This is a genomic window from Streptomyces triticagri (assembly GCF_003429565.1).
GTDB lineage: Bacteria > Actinomycetota > Actinomycetes > Streptomycetales > Streptomycetaceae > Streptomyces > Streptomyces triticagri.
Map to the genome: position 1 here is coordinate 18,150 of NZ_QUAK01000230.1, position 15,767 is coordinate 33,916.

The window sequence follows — 15,767 nt, forward strand, 5'->3', positions numbered from 1 at the left end:
GGACGGAACCCGAGCGCGCTCAGCCGAAGAGCGAAGGCACCGTCTCCTCGTGCGCCGACCTCAACTCGGCCAGCGGCAGGGTGAATTCGCCCTGCACCTCGACCGCGTCCCCGTCGACCACACCGATCCGGGTCGCGGGCAGGCCCCGCGCACCGCACATGTCGGTGAAGCGGAGCTCCTCGCTGCGCGGCACCGCGACCACCGCGCGGCCTGCCGACTCGGAGAACAGGAAGGTGAAGGCGTCGAGCCCGTCCGGCACGATCAGGCGCGCACCGTTGCGCCCGCGCAGGCAGGACTCGGTGATCGCCTGCACCAGACCGCCGTCGGACAGGTCGTGCGCGGCGTCGATCATGCCGTCGCGCGAGGCCGAGATCAGGATCTCGGCGAGCAGTCGCTCGCGCTCCAGGTCGACCTGCGGCGGAAGCCCGCCGAGGTGCCCGTGCACCACGTCCGACCAGGCAGAACCGCCGAACTCCTGGCGGGTGTCACCGAGCAGGTAGAGCAGCTGGCCGCTCTCCTTGAAGGCGATCGGGGTGCGCCGCGCGACGTCGTCGATCACACCGAGCACGGCGACCACCGGCGTCGGGTGGATGGCGGCCTCACCGGTCTGGTTGTACAGCGAGACATTGCCGCCGGTGACCGGGGTGCCGAGCTGCAGACAGCCGTCGGCGAGACCGCGGACGGCCTCGGCGAACTGCCACATCACGGCCGGGTCCTCGGGCGAACCGAAGTTCAGGCAGTCGGAGACCGCGAGCGGCCGCGCACCGGTGGCGGCGACATTGCGGTACGACTCGGCGAGCGCCAGCTGCGCGCCCGTGTACGGGTCGAGCTTGGCGTACCGGCCGTTGCCGTCGGTGGCGAGGGCGACGCCGAGGCCGGTCTCCTCGTTGATCCGGATCATGCCGGAGTCCTCCGGCTGGGCGAGCACCGTGTTGCCCTGCACGAAGCGGTCGTACTGGTCGGTGACCCACGCCTTCGAGGCCTGGTTCGGCGAGGCGACGACCTTCAGGACCTGCTCGCGCAGCTCGTCGCCGGAGGCCGGGCGTGCCAGCTTCGCCGCGTCGTCGGCCTGCAGCGCGTCCAGCCAGTCGGGACGGGCGTACGGGCGCTCGTAGACCGGTCCGTCGTGCGCGACCGTGCGCGGGTCCAGGTCGACGATCTTCTCGCCGTGCCAGAAGATCTCAAGGCGGGTCCCGTCGGTGACCTCGCCGACGACGGTCGCGATGACGTCCCACTTCTCGCAGATGGCGAGGAAGCGGTCGACCTTGTCCGGCTCGACGACCGCGCACATCCGTTCCTGCGACTCGCTCATGAGGATCTCCTCGGGCGAGAGCGTGGAGTCGCGCAGCGGTACGTCGTCGAGCTCGACGCGCATCCCGCCGGAGCCGTTGGACGCCAACTCCGAGGTGGCGCAGGAGAGTCCGGCGGCGCCGAGGTCCTGGATGCCGACCACGAGCCGCTCGGCGAAGGCCTCCAGGGTGCACTCGATGAGCAGCTTCTCCTGGAAGGGGTCGCCGACCTGCACCGCGGGACGCTTCGAAGGCTTCGCGTCGTCGAAGGTCTCGGAGGCCAGGATCGAGGCGCCGCCGATGCCGTCGCCGCCGGTCCGTGCGCCGTACAGGATGACCTTGTTGCCGGTGCCGGAGGCCTTGGCGAGGTGGATGTCCTCGTGCCGCATGACGCCGATCGCACCGGCGTTGACCAGCGGGTTGCCCTGATAGCAGGCGTCGAAGACCAGCTCGCCGCCGATGTTGGGCAGACCGAGGCAGTTGCCGTAGCCGCCGATGCCGGCGACGACGCCGGGCAGCACGCGCTTGGTGTCGGGGTGGTCGGCCGCGCCCATCCGCAGCGGGTCGACGACGGCGACCGGCCGCGCGCCCATCGCGATGATGTCGCGCACGATGCCGCCGACGCCGGTGGCCGCGCCCTGGTAGGGCTCGACGTACGACGGGTGGTTGTGCGACTCGACCTTGAAGGTGACCGCATAGCCCTCGCCGACGTCCACCACACCGGCGTTCTCGCCGATGCCGACGAGCATCGCGTCGGACTGCGGGGCCTTCTCGCCGAACTGCCGCAAGTGCACCTTGCTGCTCTTGTACGAGCAGTGCTCGGACCACATCACGGAGTACATGGCGAGCTCGGCGCCGGTGGGCCGGCGGCCGAGGATCTCGCGGACCCGGGCGTACTCGTCCTCCTTGAGGCCGAGTTCCTTCCAGGGCAGCTCGACGTCGGGGGTCTGTTCGGCGTGCTTGACGGTGTCGAGGCTCATCAGGCGGCAACCAGGTTCTTGAGGATCGAGGTGAAGAAGCCGAGGCCGTCGGTGCGGCCGGTGCCGATCAGCGGTTCGACCGCGTGCTCGGGGTGCGGCATGAGGCCGACCACGTTGCCCGCCTCGTTGGTGATGCCGGCGATGTCGCGGAGCGAGCCGTTGGGGTTTCCGTAGCCGTCGGCGGGGGCGGCGGCGTCGGCGGGGGCAGCGGCGTACCGGAAGGCGACCCGGCCCTCGGCCTCGAGCTCGTCGAGGACGCGCTCGTCGGCGACGTAGCGACCGTCGATGTTCTTGAGCGGGATCGAGATCTCCTGGCCCTGCTCGTAGTCGGCGGTCCAGGCGGTGGAGGCGTTCTCCACGCGGAGCTTCTGGTCCCGGCAGACGAAGTGCAGATCCGTGTTCCGCAGCATGGCGCCGGGCAGCAGATGGGTCTCGGTGAGGACCTGGAAGCCGTTGCAGATACCGAGTACCGGCATTCCGGCCCTGGCCTGCTCGACGACGGTCTCCATCACGGGCGAGAAGCGGGAGATCGCTCCGGCCCGCAGATAGTCGCCGTAGGAGAAACCGCCGGGCAGCACCACGGCGTCGACCTGCTTCAGATCCTTGTCCCGGTGCCAGAGCGGCACCGGCTCGGCGCCGGCGACGCGGACGGCGCGCTGCGTGTCCCGGTCGTCGAGAGTTCCGGGAAAGGTGACGACTCCGATACGAGCAGTCACGTCAACTCCCGGACTTCGCGGGGGCTTCGGGGGTCACAGGGTTTTCGACGCCCTCGGCGTCCTCGACCTTGATGACGAAGTCCTCGATGACGGTGTTGGCGAGGAACGTTTCGGCCAGCTCGTGGATACGGGCGAGTGCGGCGTCGTCGACCGCGCCCTCCACCTCGAGCTCGAAGCGCTTCCCTTGACGTACGTCCGAGATTCCCTCGAAACCGAGGCGCGGCAGTGCACGCTGCACCGCCTGTCCCTGGGGGTCGAGGATCTCCGGCTTGAGCATGACGTCGACTACGACGCGTGCCACTGGCACTCCCGGTGTGTGGTGCGTGAGCAGGTCTCATCAGACTACCCGCCGAAAATTTCTACGCGGGTAGACAAGGATTGATCGGGGATTGGCAGGGGATTGGCCGGGGATTGGGCAAGGCGCCGGGGAAGTGATCGGTGAAGCGCCGGACGCACGACTGCCGGAAGTGTGGACATCCGCCGGGACTTGCGGCGATCACGTGACCGTCATCACGTTCTCGCATACCGGACGGGCCGTTCAGGGAAAATTCTGGGAAAAATACCGGACCGGCATTGCATCCGGACACGCGGACGGATTTAGTCGGGCTTCACAATGCATTGCCGGGACCTGTACAAAGGATTCAGCGAGCAATAGACCAATAGCCCTGGCAATGCCTCCATTAACAACCGGCCAGTCGGCGTCATCGCATGTCAGCTCCATGTCGGCACGGTGACTCCGCATGAAGGGACCGATTTTCGTGGCGCAGCGTGTCGTGGTCACCCTCTCCGACGACATCGACGGCGGAGAAGCAGCGGAAACCATTGCCTTCGGCCTGGACGGCAAGTCGTACGAGATCGACCTCAATCCCGCCAATGCCAAGAAACTGCGCAGCGCTCTGGCACCGTACCTGCAGGCGGGGCGCAAGCAGCCGAAATCCGTCGCGAAGGCGGGAGCCAGGAGCGGCCGGCCTGCGACGGCCTTCACACACACCGCGGTGACGGCCGATCCGGCCGCGGTCCGGGCCTGGGCCCGCTCGCACAAGATGGACGTCCCGGCCCGCGGCCGGATCCCGAAGAAGGTCTACGAGGCGTTCAACGCGGCCAACTGACCGCGCCCGCGCGCCGCGGGCACTCCGGCCGCCGGATGCCGGAACGGCCCGCCCCGGCATCCGACTTGCGCTCCACCCCCGCAGGTCGGCTAAAGTCTGGAGCGCGCCGCGGGGCCGGGCCGGAAGGCCGGACTCCACGGAGGACGCGCGGGTGTAGTTCAGTAGTAGAACACCCCCTTTCCAAGGGGGAGGCGCAGTGTGCAATTCCTGTCACCCGCTCCGGCATCTCCGCCCGGTCGAGTAATTCGATCAGGTAGGCTGGTGCACGCGCCGATCGGTGAAGGCCGATCGGATGCCATGCGGACGTAGCTCAGTTGGTAGAGCGCAACCTTGCCAAGGTTGAGGTCGCGAGTTCGAACCTCGTCGTCCGCTCGGGAAAGAAGCCCCGGCACTTCAGGTGCCGGGGCTTCTTCGTTCTCCCCCTCGTAGTCAACCCACCGGTCGCCGCCCCTGACATTTGTCACGCGGGTTCATGACAGGCCGCACTGCCGCCGGGCCCCCACGGCGGACAGCCTTGAGTCATGACCACCACACAGATCCACGCGGGGGATGAATCCGTGATTGAAGTCACCGATCTGCGACGGGTGTACGGAGGTGAATTCGAGGCCGTCCGCGGCGTCTCCTTCGAAGTCGGCCGAGGCGAACTCTTCGCCCTGCTCGGCACCAACGGCGCCGGCAAGACCTCGACCGTGGAACTCCTCGAAGGCCTCGACCGGCCGGCCGGCGGCCAGGTCCGCGTACTCGGGCACGACCCGTACACCGAGCGGCACCTGGTGCGCCCGAAGGTCGGCGTGATGCTCCAGGAGGGCGGCTTCCCGTCCGAGCTGACCGTCGACGAGACCGTACGGATGTGGGCCGGCGCCACCAGCGGCGCACGTCCGGGGGCCGAGGCGCTCGAGATCGTCGGCCTGGCCAAGCGCGGCGGCGTCCGCGTGAAGATGCTCTCCGGCGGCGAGAAGCGGCGGCTCGACCTGGCGCTCGCGCTGCTCGGCCGGCCCGAGATGCTCTTCCTCGACGAGCCCACCACCGGCATGGACGCCGAGGGCCGGCAGGACACCTGGGACCTGGTCCGCTCGCTGCGCGACGCCGGCACCACCGTCCTGATGACCACCCACTATCTGGAGGAGGCCGAGTCGCTCGCCGACCGCCTCGCGATCATGCACGAGGGGCGGATCGCCGCCTCCGGCACACCGGCCGAGGTGACGGCCGCCGAGCCGTCCCGGATCTCCTTCGAACTGCCCCAGGGCTATTTCGTCGGCGACCTTCCGCCGCTCGACGCGATCGGCATCGTCGGGCACGAACTGACCGGCCGTACCGTCAAGTTGCGCACCCAGCACCTGCAGTTCTCCGCCACCCGGCTGCTCACCTGGGCCGCCGAGCAGAACGTCGAACTGCGCGCCCTCGACGTCCGATCCGCCTCCCTGGAAGAGGCGTTCCTGCAGATCGCCCGCGAGGCCAGGAGCCAGGACGAGCCCGGCCGCCGTGCGGGCGACCGCCAGAAGGAGGCAGTGGCATGAGCACCACCCTGACCACCGGCACCCGGCCCACCGCGGCCGGCCCCACCAGCACACCGATGGGCCGGCTCACCTCGCTGGCCCGCGCCGAACTGACCCTGCTCGGCCGCAGCAAGGGCGTCCTCTTCACCGCCCTCGCCATCCCGCTGGTCCTGCCGTTCAGCGTCTACGCCTCCGCGAAGGACAGCATCCAGGACGCGACCTCGCTCTCCATGAGCGAGATCATCCTGCCCGCGGCCGTCGGCTTCTCGCTGCTCTTCGCGGTCTACAGCGCACTGGTCAACGTGTTCGTCGTACGCCGTGAGGAGCTGGTCTTCAAACGGCTGCGCACCGGGGAGCTGCGGGACGGCGAGATCCTCGCCGGGGCCGCACTGCCCTCGCTGCTCATCGGCTTCGGCCAGTGCGTACTGGTCTCCGTGGCCTGTCTGACCGTGCTCGACTCCAAGGCGCCGGCGGGGGCACATCTGATCGTGCTCGGCGTGCTCCTCGGCCTGGTACTCGCCGTGCTCGCGGCGGGCGTCACCGCGGCCCTGAGCCGTACGGCCGAGGGCTCGCAGGTCACCTCGCTGCCCCTGGTCTTCCTCTCGATGCTCGGCTCCGGAATGGCCGTACCGCTCGAGGCGCTGCCCGACAAGCTCGCCTCGGTCTGCGAACTGCTGCCGTTCTCACCGGTCATCGCGCTGGTACGAGGCGGGCTCACCGGTGAGCTCTCCGGCACCGAGACACTCGTCCAGATCGGTCTCGGCGTCGCGTGGATCGTCGTCGCGGCGATCGCTGTGCGACGGTTGTTCCGTTGGGAGCCCAGGCGCTGAGCCGGACGCACCGGCGGAACGGAGGGCGAGCGGGCATGGGGCACATGAAGCGCTGGCAGGCGCGGGTGTGGGGCGATCGGACTCCGCTGGAGCGGTTCGAGTTCCAGTACCGGGTGGCCCTGCGCTCGCTGCCCTGGTTCTTCCTGCTGAGCTGGGCCCTGCTGCCCCTGCTGCAGCTCATCGGCGACGATCTGACGACGGTGCTGCTCGGCTCGGTGGTGGGCGTGCTCTGCCTGACCATGGCCGTCATCTGCGACCGGGTCATGGTCCCCGCACTCGACCACTACCTGGGCCGGGGCCGGCTCTCCCCGCGGACGGTGCCGATCCTGGGCACGCTGATGGGCATCGTGATGGCGCTGCTCGTCGTGATCGAGGCGCTCGGCGGGCCGGAGCAGCCGTTCCCGACGTTCCTCGTGCTGTTCGCCACCCTTCCGTTCGCCATGACGTACTGCCTGCTGGTGCCGGTCCGTACCTTCCTCCTTCGGCATCTGGCGCTCAGTGCGGGCATCGGCGTGGCCTATGCCGTCGCCGGGCTCGGCGGCCTCGGTCTGCTGGCCGTGGTCTGCGGCTCCTACGCCGGGCCACTGCTCGCCCTGATCTCGGTACGCAGCGGAGCGTGGAGCGTCGGGGCGATGGCCCAGGCGGAGCAGGGCAAGGAGGCACAGGCCAGGCTCGCGGTCGCCGAGGAACGGCTGCGCTTCGGACGCGATCTGCACGATGTGATGGGGCGCAATCTCGCGGTCATAGCGCTGAAGAGCGAGCTCGCGGGACGGCTCGCCGCCCGCGGGAAGCCCGAGGCCGTCGCGGAGATGGCCGAGGTGCAGCGCATCGCCCGGGAGACCCAGCGCGACATGCGCGCGGTGGTGCGCGGCTACCGGGAGGCGGACCTCGGTGCCGAACTGGCGGGCGCGCACGGCGTCCTGACGGCCGCGGGCATCCAGTGCATGCTCGCCGGTACGGCCACCGCGGACACCCTGCCCGACTCCACGCAGTCGGTGCTCGGCTGGGTAATGCGCGAGGCCACCACGAACGTCCTGCGGCACGGTGACCCGGCGCACTGTTCGGTGACCCTGCGCAGGGAGGACGGCGACGCGGTCCTCACCGTGGAGAACGACGGCGTGGTCCAACGGCCGGCGGATGACACGGACACCGATGCCCGGCCTCCGGCCCCCGGCGGCACCGGCCTGGCCGGCCTCCGTGAACGCCTCGCGGACGTCTCCGGAATCCTGGAGGCGGGCCCGACCCGCGGGGGCTGGTTCCGGTTGACGGCGAGGGTTCCGGTGCCGGTGGGCGGCGGGTCCGGGCGGGGCCCGGGGGGACCTGGTACGTCCGGGCACCGCCCGGGAGGACCGGGTATCTCCGGCCGGCCGGCGACGGCACCGGAATCCCGGCCGGACTCGGCGGACCCCGGTGTCCCCACCACGGATCCACCGGGACGGGCCGCCGTCCCGGCGCACGAAGGCACGGCGACCGCGGCCCACACGCACGATGCGAACCCAACTGCCGGTCCCCCGTCATCGCCACCCGGCCACGAGCCGGCCGGCTCCGACCACCGGGGCGGGCAATCGACCACGGACAGCACGGACCGGACGCACAACACCACCGATCAGCCGGCGCCGGCGCCCGCAGCAGCCGATCCCGATGCGGCTGCCCCGGGTCCACCGGCACAGGCCTCCGCCCTGCGGTACGACAGCACCCTCGTCAGCGCCCTGGTCAGCGCGCAGGATGCCCAGGACACCGCCGGGCGGCCGGTGCCGGCACCCGAGCCGGCGACCGAGTCGGCGTCCGATGGGGCGCAGGGCGCGCCCGGTGGGGCCGGCGTACCGGGCGCGGGAGGAAGCCGCGGTGTCCCCGATGGGCATCGGAGCGCACCCGCAGCCCCCGTACAACCAGACGAAGTGTTCCCGTCCGAAAGGAGGCTCGGGTGACGGACGAGCAGTACAGCCATCCATCCGGCGTCACGGAAGCGGCTGGGCAGGCCGCCGTGCGCCTCCTGCTCGCGGACGACGAGCACCTGATCCGCGGCGCCCTCGCCGCCCTGCTTGCGCTCGAGGACGACCTGGTCGTCGTCGCCGAGGCGGGCAGCGGTCCCGAGGCGGTCGCCATGGCGCGTACCCACCGCCCGGACGTCGCCGTGCTCGACCTGCAGATGCCGGGCGCCGACGGTGTGAGTGTGGCCACAACGATCCGCTCCGAACTGCCCGACTGCCGCACGCTGATCGTGACCAGCCACGGCCGCCCCGGCCACCTCAAGCGCGCCCTCGAAGCAGGCGTACGGGGCTTCGTGCCGAAGACCGTCAGCGCCCAGCGCCTCGCCGAGATCATCCGCACGGTACGGGCCGGAAACCGTTACGTGGACCCGGAGTTGGCCGCCGACGCGATCGCGGCCGGCGACTCACCGCTGACCGCGCGGGAGGCCGAGGTCCTCGAACTCGCGGCCGACGGCGCACCCGTCGCGGAGATCGCCGAGCGGGCCGCCCTGTCCCAGGGCACGGTCCGCAACTACCTCTCCTCCGCCGTCTCCAAGCTCGGCGTCGAGAACCGGCACGCAGCGGTGCGGCTCGCCCGCGAGCGCGGTTGGGTATAGTGGGCGACGCGCTTGTGCGCAGGCGAACGTAGCTCAGTTGGTAGAGCGCAACCTTGCCAAGGTTGAGGTCGCGAGTTCGAACCTCGTCGTTCGCTCCACGGAAAGAGCCCCGGCACCTCAGGTGCCGGGGCTCTTCCATGTCTCAGGGGACGTCTCTCACGACCAGGTGAGCCCCGTCAGCCGCTCGTACGCCTCGATGTACTTGGCGCGGGTGCGGGCCACGACGTCCTCGGGGAGGGCCGGGGGCGGCTGCTCGCTCCTGCGGTCCCAGCCGGATGCGGGCGAGGTGAGCCAGTCGCGGACGTACTGCTTGTCGTACGACGGCTGTGCGCGGCCGGGCTGCCAGGTGTCGGCCGGCCAGAAGCGCGAGGAGTCGGGGGTGAGCACCTCGTCGGCGATCACCAACTCCTCGCCGTCGTAGCCGAATTCGAACTTCGTGTCCGCCAGGACGATGCCTCGCTCACGCGCCACGTCCCGGCCCCGCGTGTACACCGCGAGCGTCGCCTGGCGCAGCTGCGCGGCGGTCTCGGCGCCGACCTGGCGGGCGACCTCCTCATAACTGACGTTCTCGTCGTGCTCGCCGACGGCGGCCTTGGTGGCCGGGGTGAAGATCGGCGCGGGCAGCTCGGAGCCGTCCTCGAGGCCCTCGGGCAGCGCGAGGCCGCAGACCGTACGGGTCTCGCGGTACTCGGCGAGGCCGGAGCCGGTGAGATAGCCGCGCGCCACGCACTCGACGGGCGCCATCCGCAGCGAGCGGCAGACCATGGTGCGGCCGGCCCAGTCGGCAGGGGCGCCGGCCGGGACCTCGGTGGAGATCACATGATTCGGTACGAGGTCGGCGAGCTGGTCGAACCACCACAGCGAGAGCTGGGTGAGCACCCGGCCCTTGTCCGGGATCTCGCTCGGCAGCACCCAGTCGTACGCGGACATGCGGTCGCTCGCGACCATCACGAGGTCTCCCGCCTCGTCCCGGTACAGGTCGCGGACCTTGCCGGTGTGCAGGTGCACCAGGCCGGGCACCTGGACCGGCTCGGGCTTTTCGACGAATCCGGACACGGTTTCCTCCGCGGGTCGTGCAGGTGAGGCGCCCGAGCCACCGCGGTCGGCGGTGGTGGGAGACGGGCGCGCTGGCATGGACGATTCTCCCGTACTCGGGGGACCGCGCGGCGCCCGGGCGGCCCGAGCGCTGCCGGCCGTCAGTCGCGCTTGCAGATGCGGTCCAGGAGATTGGCCGTGGCCCGCTGGACGCGCGGGTCCACATGGCCGGGCCGGTCGAGCGCCGGCGACCAGGCGAAGGTGCCCGAGGCGAAGACCAGCGCCCCGGACGGCGCCCGGTACAGCGAGGTCTCCTGGTGGCGCCGGGCGCCGTCGCCGTCCTCGTACGGGGAGTGGGCGAGCAGGATGCGGCTCTCGTGCCGGGGCAGCGCGGTCCGCGGGAAGTACCGGTCGGCCTCGCCGGCGACCAGGCCCTCGATCTCGTCGCCCTCGTGCGCGCCGGTCGCCTCCCAGAGCCAGTGGTCCGCGTTCCGTACGACCAGGGGGTGCGGCTCGGGGACGCGGCCCGCGTACTGGATGCCGAGGAGCTGCTGCTCCGGCCGGTCGGCCTCGCGCCAGAGCGCGGGTCTGCCGGGGCCGTGCCGCTTGCGGCAGGTCAGCAGCCGGTCGGGGACGCCCGAGGCGGACGGGGCCAACTCGACCTGCCAGTACAGGGTGTTGGCCGAGAGGAACACCAGGGACGTGCCGTGCTCGCGGGCCAGCTCTGTGGTGCGGCGCATCGGCGCCGACCAGTATTCGTCGTGGCCGGGGAAGACCAGGCCCCGGTACCGGGTCGGGTCGACGCGGCCCGCGTGCAGGTCGCGGGTGTCGGCGTACGCCAGGTCGTAGCCGTACCGCTCGGCCCAGCGGATGAAGTCGTAGGCGTGGCCGACGTGCAGGGGCAGGCCCGCGCCCGCGTACGGGCGGTCGAAGGAGACCGTCATCGCCGCGTCGCTCTCGCCGAGCAGCCGGCCCTGACCGTCCCAGGCGTGGTAGAGGCTCGCGCCGGTGCGGCCGTCCTCCGGGTAGAGGTTGTACGCCTGCCACGTCACGTCCGGCAGGACCAGGAGCAGGTCCGCGGGGTGGTCGTCGCGGACGGTGAACGGGATGTGCGAGCGGTGTCCGTCGGTGGTGGTGAGGACCGCGACGTACGCCCCGATGTTCCAGTACGTCGGGATCTGCAGGCGCCAGGAGAGCCACCAGTGGTGGCAGGAGACGGTGCGGTCGGCGGCGAGCGGCGCCGGCTGCACGATGCCGGAGAGCCGGGGGCTTGTGGTGATCTTCGCCGCTCCGTCGCCGGCGTAGTGGCCGATGCGGTAGATGTCGACGCTGAACTGCTGGGGCGGGTCGACGGTGATGTGGAAGTCGATCGCCTCGCCCGGGGCGGCGGCGCTGGCGGAGGTGAAGCCCTTGATCTGCTGGTGCACGTCGTCGGCGGTGCGCGGGCCGCCGGTGCGGGGGCTCGGAATGTTCCGCGCGCCGGGGGCCGGGGCGTGGTCGACGTACCAGGGGACGACCTGGCCGGTGTCGCCGAAATAGTTCTCACTGCCGCGCAGCCACGGCAGCGGGCCCTGGCCGAAGGGGTCGGTGACCGCGTGGGCGAGGGCGCCCGATTCCCATCGCCGAATCTGTTGCTCGCCCACCACGGCGCTCCCCTCCCTCGGTCCCCGCGCCCCGCGTCCGCGTGCTCGTGTCAATGGCCGATCCCAGCACATCACATAACGCACTCACTCCGTCACCCTTCGTCGCGCATTGACGTTGAACGGAACTTGGCAGTCCGGAAGTTGGCGGGGGCAGGCGGGACAGGAGAGTCGGGACAGGCGCGGCCCTGCGAGTGCCGCGGCGACGGTCAGACGAGACGCACCGGCTTCTCCGGCCGCACACCGAGCCGGGTCAGCCAGTCGCGCAGCGGGTCCGGGTCGCCGTCGGATATCAGGCTCAGCACACACGGACCCAGGTCGCCGTCGCGCTCGCCGCCGACCAGGAGCACGGGGCCGTCGAGCCAGTCGAGACCGGGTGCCGCACCCGCGGTGTCGATCGCGGCGCAGCACACCATGGCCGTGACGTGGTCGACCAGCAACTCCCTTCCGGTACGCGGTGGTTGGAGCGGGAACAGCGGCAGTGTGCCGTCGCTCCACAGCTCTTCGTCGCCCGGTCCCGGGCCGGGGGGCGCGGGCGTCGGAGACTGCGCCTCCTCGCGGGCCATCGCGGCACTGATCCGGGCCGCAAGCGCCGCACCCCGCTCGGAGCCGAACACCGCATCGGGGTCCGCGTCCACGTCCGCGTCGTCGTCCTCGTCCACGTCGTCGTCCTCGTCCACGTCGAGATCCGCGCTCTCGTCGAGACGCGCGGCCGGGTCACCCTCCGTGTCCGGCGGCGCCGACGGGGCGGGGACCGGCGCTTCCGGGGCGCGCGCCGCTCCCTCGCTCGCGCCCGACTCCGCACCCGTGCCGGCCAGATGCTCCAGGACCCGGGACAGGGTGGGAGCGGAAGCGTCCGCCGTGGGGCCCGCGGGGAGTCGTACGCCCAGGTCGTCGAGGACCCGGTGCAGTCTGGCCGCGTCCGTACGCCACTTGCGGTCCACGACCTCCTCCGGATACTCGGCCCAGCCGACCGGCGACCAGTCGGGGCCGGCCTCGGCGGGACCGCCGTGGAAGAGGCGGGCGGCGAGCAGCGAGGCCGCCTCGTCCGCGGTGCCCGGCTCCTCGAGGAGATCGCAGGCGGGGCGCTCGCCGAGCCGCGCGGCGAAGCCCTCGGCCAGGCGGTCGCGCCGGGAGAGCTCGGTGAGTGCCGCGACGACCCCGGCATCGAGCCGGGACGGCCAGCGGCCCATGCGCCAGGCGGGCAGCGCGACCCTGGTCAGCAGCCGGTCCCAGCCCGCGTACGCAAGGCCCACCTGCTCCTGGGCGACGATCCGCAGTCCGTAGTCGACACTCTGCGCCCGCTCGGCCGCGGCCGTGGCGACTCCGCGCTCCATCTCGGCGGCATGGCCCCGGCAGGCCCGCAACAGAGTCCGCGCGATGCGCCCCGTACCGGCCAGGAACAGCCCGCGCAGCAGCCCGAGACCGGGCGCCCGCGCATCCGCGACGGCGGCGTCGAGGCCTCGTACGAAACGGCGGGCCGCGGCTATGTCCGGGTGGGCCGACGGGCCCGTGCCCGCCACCACCGGCGCGAGCACCGCCCGCAGCTCGCCCACCCGCATCCACCACAGGAAGGGCGATCCGATCACAAGCACCGGGGCGGCCGCGCGCTCCTCGCCGCCGCGGGGCGCCGGCGCCGCGGCGCCGCCCGACGCCGCAGGGGAAGGCGGTCCGTGCGCCGGATGCGTCCGGTCCTCGAGCCAGCTGTCGCAGTCCGGGGTCAGGGCTATCGCGGACGGCGCGGGCACCTCCAGGCGGTCCGCGAGATCACGCACCAGACGGTAGAGATCGGGGGCATCCCGCTCCGCCACGTCCACCGTCGGGCTCATCGCCGGACGGGACCGCGCGACGACGAGCGCCACGGCCGCGGTGACCAGCAGCGTGAGCACCGCCACGCCGGTCACGATCCCGCGCAGCAGATCCCAACTGCCGCCGTCCGCATGGCCGGTGGCCTGTCCGGCGAACAGCACCACCGCAACGGCCGCGGGCAGCAACGCCACCGCCAGGGCCCTGCTGCGGATCCGCAGCACCGCGAGAGCCCGGGACCGGGCCGCCTGCGCGCCCACCTCAGCACCCATACCGGTTCCGGACACGGCCGGACGTCACCCCCTCTGCATCTGCGACGGCTTTGCTCACTCCCCCACTGTGACACCCGCCACTGACACCGCAATGCCGGTGGGCCATGTGCCGGAAAGCTTGCGCCGCACCATAGTTGGGGCCCTGGGAGCAGTCAGCCGGATGGCCGATCGGTCACTCGATGGAATGGCTTTGGGCAAAGCTGCCCAACCGTTCGGGTTCTGTGCTGGACGGTGCGCCGCACCCCTCCCGACGGCTCGCGGGGCACCCGCTGGAGGCGTACGAAGGCCCCCGCCCGGACCGCGTACTACGAGGAGTACGGGATCCGGGCGGGGGCCGGCGCCGGGCAGCCGTGGCCCGGCGGGAGCTCAGTGCCCGGCCGCCGCCTTCGCCGCGATGTCCGTCCGGTGCTGCGAACCGTCCAGGCCGATCCGCCCGACCGCCGCGTACGCCCGCTCCCGCGCCTCGGTCAGGTCCGCGCCGGTCGCCGTCACGGACAGCACCCGGCCGCCGGCGCTGACCACCGCGTCGCCGCTGCGCTTCGTGCCGGCGTGCAGGACGTACGCATGCGGGGCGTCCTGGGCCGCGACCTCGTCCAGGCCCTCGATCGGGTCGCCGGTGCGGGGCGTGCCGGGGTAGTTGTGGGAGGCCACCACGACGGTGACGGCGGCCTCGTCCCGCCAGGTCAGCGGGGCCTGAGCGTCGAGCGTGCCGTTCGCCGCGCGCAGCAGGACGCCGGCCAGCGGGGTACGGAGCCGGGCGAGCACCACCTGGGTCTCGGGGTCTCCGAAGCGTGCGTTGAACTCGATGACCCGTACGCCCCTGCTGGTGATCGCGAGCCCGGCGTAGAGCAGCCCGGAGAACGGCGTACCGCGGCGGCGCAGTTCGTCCACCGTGGGCTGCAGGACGGTCTCGAGCACCTCGTCGACCAGCTTCGGGTCGGCCCAGGGAAGCGGGGAGTAGGCGCCCATGCCACCGGTGTTGGGCCCTTCGTCGCCGTCGAGGGCGCGCTTGAAGTCCTGGGCGGGGGTGAGCGGGAGTACCGTGCTGCCGTCCGTGATCGCGAACAGCGAGACCTCGGGCCCGTCCAGGAACTCCTCGATCACCACGCGGTCGCAGGCGTGTCCGTGCTGCCGGGCCGTCTCCAGGTCCTCGGTGACCACGACGCCCTTGCCGGCCGCGAGACCGTCGTCCTTGACGACGTACGGCGGGCCGAAGCCGTCGAGCGCGGTGTCCACCTCTTCCGGCGTGGTGCATACGTAGCTGCGGGCCGTGGGGACGCCGGCCGCCGCCATCACGTCCTTGGCGAAGGCCTTCGAGCCCTCCAGCTGCGCGGCCTCGCCGGACGGGCCGAAGCAGGGGATACCCGCTTCCCGTACGGCGTCGGCGACCCCGGCGACCAGGGGGGCCTCGGGGCCCACCACGACCAGTTCGGCACCGAGCTCCTGGGCGAGGGCGGTGACGGCGGAGCCGTCGAGGGCGTCGACCGGGTGCAGTTCGGCCACCTCGGCGATGCCGGCGTTGCCGGGGGCGCAGTGCAGTGCGGTGACGTCGGGATCGAGGGACAGTGAGCGGCACAGGGCGTGTTCGCGGGCGCCGCCGCCGATGACGAGGACCTTCACGGTCCTCAACCTACCTTGGTTCACAACCTCGCCCCGTGGGGGTTTGCGGGCGGCCGTCCGCGGCTTGTGCCGCTGCTTCGTAGCGGGTTTCGTCCCGCTACTCGATGACTCGTTTGCTCGTCTACTCGTCTACTCATTTGCTCCTTTACTCGTTTACTCGTTCGTGAATTCCTCCACCACTGTCGCGCCCAGTTCGCGGACGATCAGGTCGTGGCCGGAGAGGGCCGATTCGTCGAGGTCGGGGTCGTCGTCCTCGGGGACGTCGTCCTCGATGGAGACCGGGGAACGCTCCGGGGGCGGCGGTGCGGGCGCCGGCTCCGGGGCGGGCGGCGCCTGCGGGGGCGCTGCCGCAGGAGCGGACGGGCGCTCGGGCTGCGGTGCGGGCGG

12 protein-coding genes, 3 tRNA genes and 1 pseudogene are annotated in these 15,767 nt (G+C 71.7%); 8 read left to right on the forward strand and 8 right to left on the reverse strand.

Going from position 1 to position 15,767, the window contains the following annotated elements:
* Nucleotides 1-19: 19 nt before the first annotated feature.
* From purL to purS, 3 genes are read right to left on the reverse strand one after another with little or no spacing between them, the layout of a single operon-like run.
* Nucleotides 20-2,269: a phosphoribosylformylglycinamidine synthase subunit PurL gene (purL, locus tag DY218_RS30625; RefSeq protein ID WP_128559433.1), complete on the reverse strand. Its 2,250-nt coding sequence runs from the start codon at nucleotides 2,267-2,269 to the stop codon at nucleotides 20-22.
* Nucleotides 2,269-2,985 carry a phosphoribosylformylglycinamidine synthase subunit PurQ gene (gene purQ, locus DY218_RS30630; RefSeq protein WP_128559434.1) on the reverse strand — a complete coding sequence of 239 codons (717 nt, stop codon included), beginning with the start codon at nucleotides 2,983-2,985 and terminating at the stop codon, nucleotides 2,269-2,271. Before purQ ends, purL begins: the two co-directional genes overlap by 1 nt.
* Nucleotide 2,986: 1 nt before the next feature.
* Nucleotides 2,987-3,286: a phosphoribosylformylglycinamidine synthase subunit PurS gene (gene purS / locus DY218_RS30635; protein ID WP_128559435.1), complete on the reverse strand. Its 300-nt coding sequence runs from the start codon at nucleotides 3,284-3,286 to the stop codon at nucleotides 2,987-2,989.
* A gap of 457 nt (nucleotides 3,287-3,743) precedes the next feature.
* Between purS and DY218_RS30640 the strand changes: the two genes are divergently transcribed.
* The 8 genes from DY218_RS30640 to DY218_RS30675 all read left to right on the forward strand — a co-directional run bounded on the left by DY218_RS30640 (nucleotide 3,744) and on the right by DY218_RS30675 (nucleotide 9,105).
* Nucleotides 3,744-4,094, forward strand: a complete 351-nt coding sequence (locus tag DY218_RS30640; protein ID WP_128559442.1) for a histone-like nucleoid-structuring protein Lsr2 — start codon at nucleotides 3,744-3,746, stop codon at nucleotides 4,092-4,094.
* Nucleotides 4,095-4,241: 147 nt separating this feature from the next.
* Nucleotides 4,242-4,313: transfer RNA gene (locus tag DY218_RS30645), tRNA-Gly, on the forward strand.
* Between the two features lie 80 nt (nucleotides 4,314-4,393).
* Nucleotides 4,394-4,466: transfer RNA gene (locus DY218_RS30650), tRNA-Gly, on the forward strand.
* A gap of 149 nt (nucleotides 4,467-4,615) precedes the next feature.
* The gene (locus tag DY218_RS30655) at nucleotides 4,616-5,611 is read left to right on the forward strand and encodes an ABC transporter ATP-binding protein (RefSeq protein ID WP_128559436.1); all 996 of its coding nucleotides are present in this window, start codon (nucleotides 4,616-4,618) and stop codon (nucleotides 5,609-5,611) included.
* The gene (locus DY218_RS30660; protein WP_128559437.1) at nucleotides 5,608-6,420 is read left to right on the forward strand and encodes an ABC transporter permease; all 813 of its coding nucleotides are present in this window, start codon (nucleotides 5,608-5,610) and stop codon (nucleotides 6,418-6,420) included. The genes DY218_RS30655 and DY218_RS30660 overlap by 4 nt, the downstream gene beginning before the upstream one ends.
* A 35-nt stretch (nucleotides 6,421-6,455) precedes the next feature.
* Nucleotides 6,456-8,348: a sensor histidine kinase gene (locus tag DY218_RS30665; protein ID WP_199566905.1), complete on the forward strand. Its 1,893-nt coding sequence runs from the start codon at nucleotides 6,456-6,458 to the stop codon at nucleotides 8,346-8,348.
* A 56-nt stretch (nucleotides 8,349-8,404) separates the two neighbouring features.
* A complete protein-coding gene (locus DY218_RS30670) occupies nucleotides 8,405-9,007 on the forward strand; it encodes a response regulator transcription factor (RefSeq protein WP_128559443.1) in 603 nt (200 codons plus the stop codon).
* A 22-nt stretch (nucleotides 9,008-9,029) separates the two neighbouring features.
* Nucleotides 9,030-9,105 (forward strand) — tRNA-Gly (locus tag DY218_RS30675).
* A 58-nt stretch (nucleotides 9,106-9,163) separates the two neighbouring features.
* Here the strand turns inward: DY218_RS30675 and DY218_RS30680 are convergent.
* The 5 genes and pseudogenes from DY218_RS30680 to DY218_RS30700 all read right to left on the reverse strand — a co-directional run.
* Nucleotides 9,164-10,063: a phosphoribosylaminoimidazolesuccinocarboxamide synthase gene (locus DY218_RS30680; RefSeq protein WP_128559438.1), complete on the reverse strand. Its 900-nt coding sequence runs from the start codon at nucleotides 10,061-10,063 to the stop codon at nucleotides 9,164-9,166.
* A gap of 140 nt (nucleotides 10,064-10,203) precedes the next feature.
* Entirely contained in the window at nucleotides 10,204-11,685 is a 1,482-nt protein-coding gene (locus tag DY218_RS30685) for a N,N-dimethylformamidase beta subunit family domain-containing protein (RefSeq protein WP_128559439.1), read from the reverse strand.
* 206 nt (nucleotides 11,686-11,891) lie between these two features.
* Nucleotides 11,892-13,760, reverse strand: coding sequence for a M48 family metalloprotease (locus DY218_RS30690; RefSeq protein WP_128559440.1), 1,869 nt, complete (start codon nucleotides 13,758-13,760; stop codon nucleotides 11,892-11,894).
* Between the two features lie 366 nt (nucleotides 13,761-14,126).
* Nucleotides 14,127-15,380 (reverse strand): phosphoribosylamine--glycine ligase, encoded by a 1,254-nt coding sequence (gene purD / locus DY218_RS30695; protein ID WP_128559441.1) that lies wholly within the window; start codon nucleotides 15,378-15,380, stop codon nucleotides 14,127-14,129.
* 153 nt (nucleotides 15,381-15,533) lie between these two features.
* Nucleotides 15,534-15,767: pseudogene (locus DY218_RS30700) on the reverse strand (DNA polymerase III subunit gamma and tau); the annotation flags it as partial.

What these genes read in the sequence shown, in the direction of transcription:
- purL (WP_128559433.1), bottom strand. Translation starts at nt 2,269, where the DNA reads ATGAGCCTCGACACCGTCAAGCACGCCGAACAGACCCCCGACGTCGAG.
- DY218_RS30655 (WP_128559436.1), top strand. Translation starts at nt 4,616, where the DNA reads ATGACCACCACACAGATCCACGCGGGGGATGAATCCGTGATTGAAGTC.
- DY218_RS30660 (WP_128559437.1), top strand. Translation starts at nt 5,608, where the DNA reads ATGAGCACCACCCTGACCACCGGCACCCGGCCCACCGCGGCCGGCCCC.
- DY218_RS30665 (WP_199566905.1), top strand. Translation starts at nt 6,456, where the DNA reads ATGGGGCACATGAAGCGCTGGCAGGCGCGGGTGTGGGGCGATCGGACT.
- DY218_RS30690 (WP_128559440.1), bottom strand. Translation starts at nt 13,760, where the DNA reads ATGGGTGCTGAGGTGGGCGCGCAGGCGGCCCGGTCCCGGGCTCTCGCG.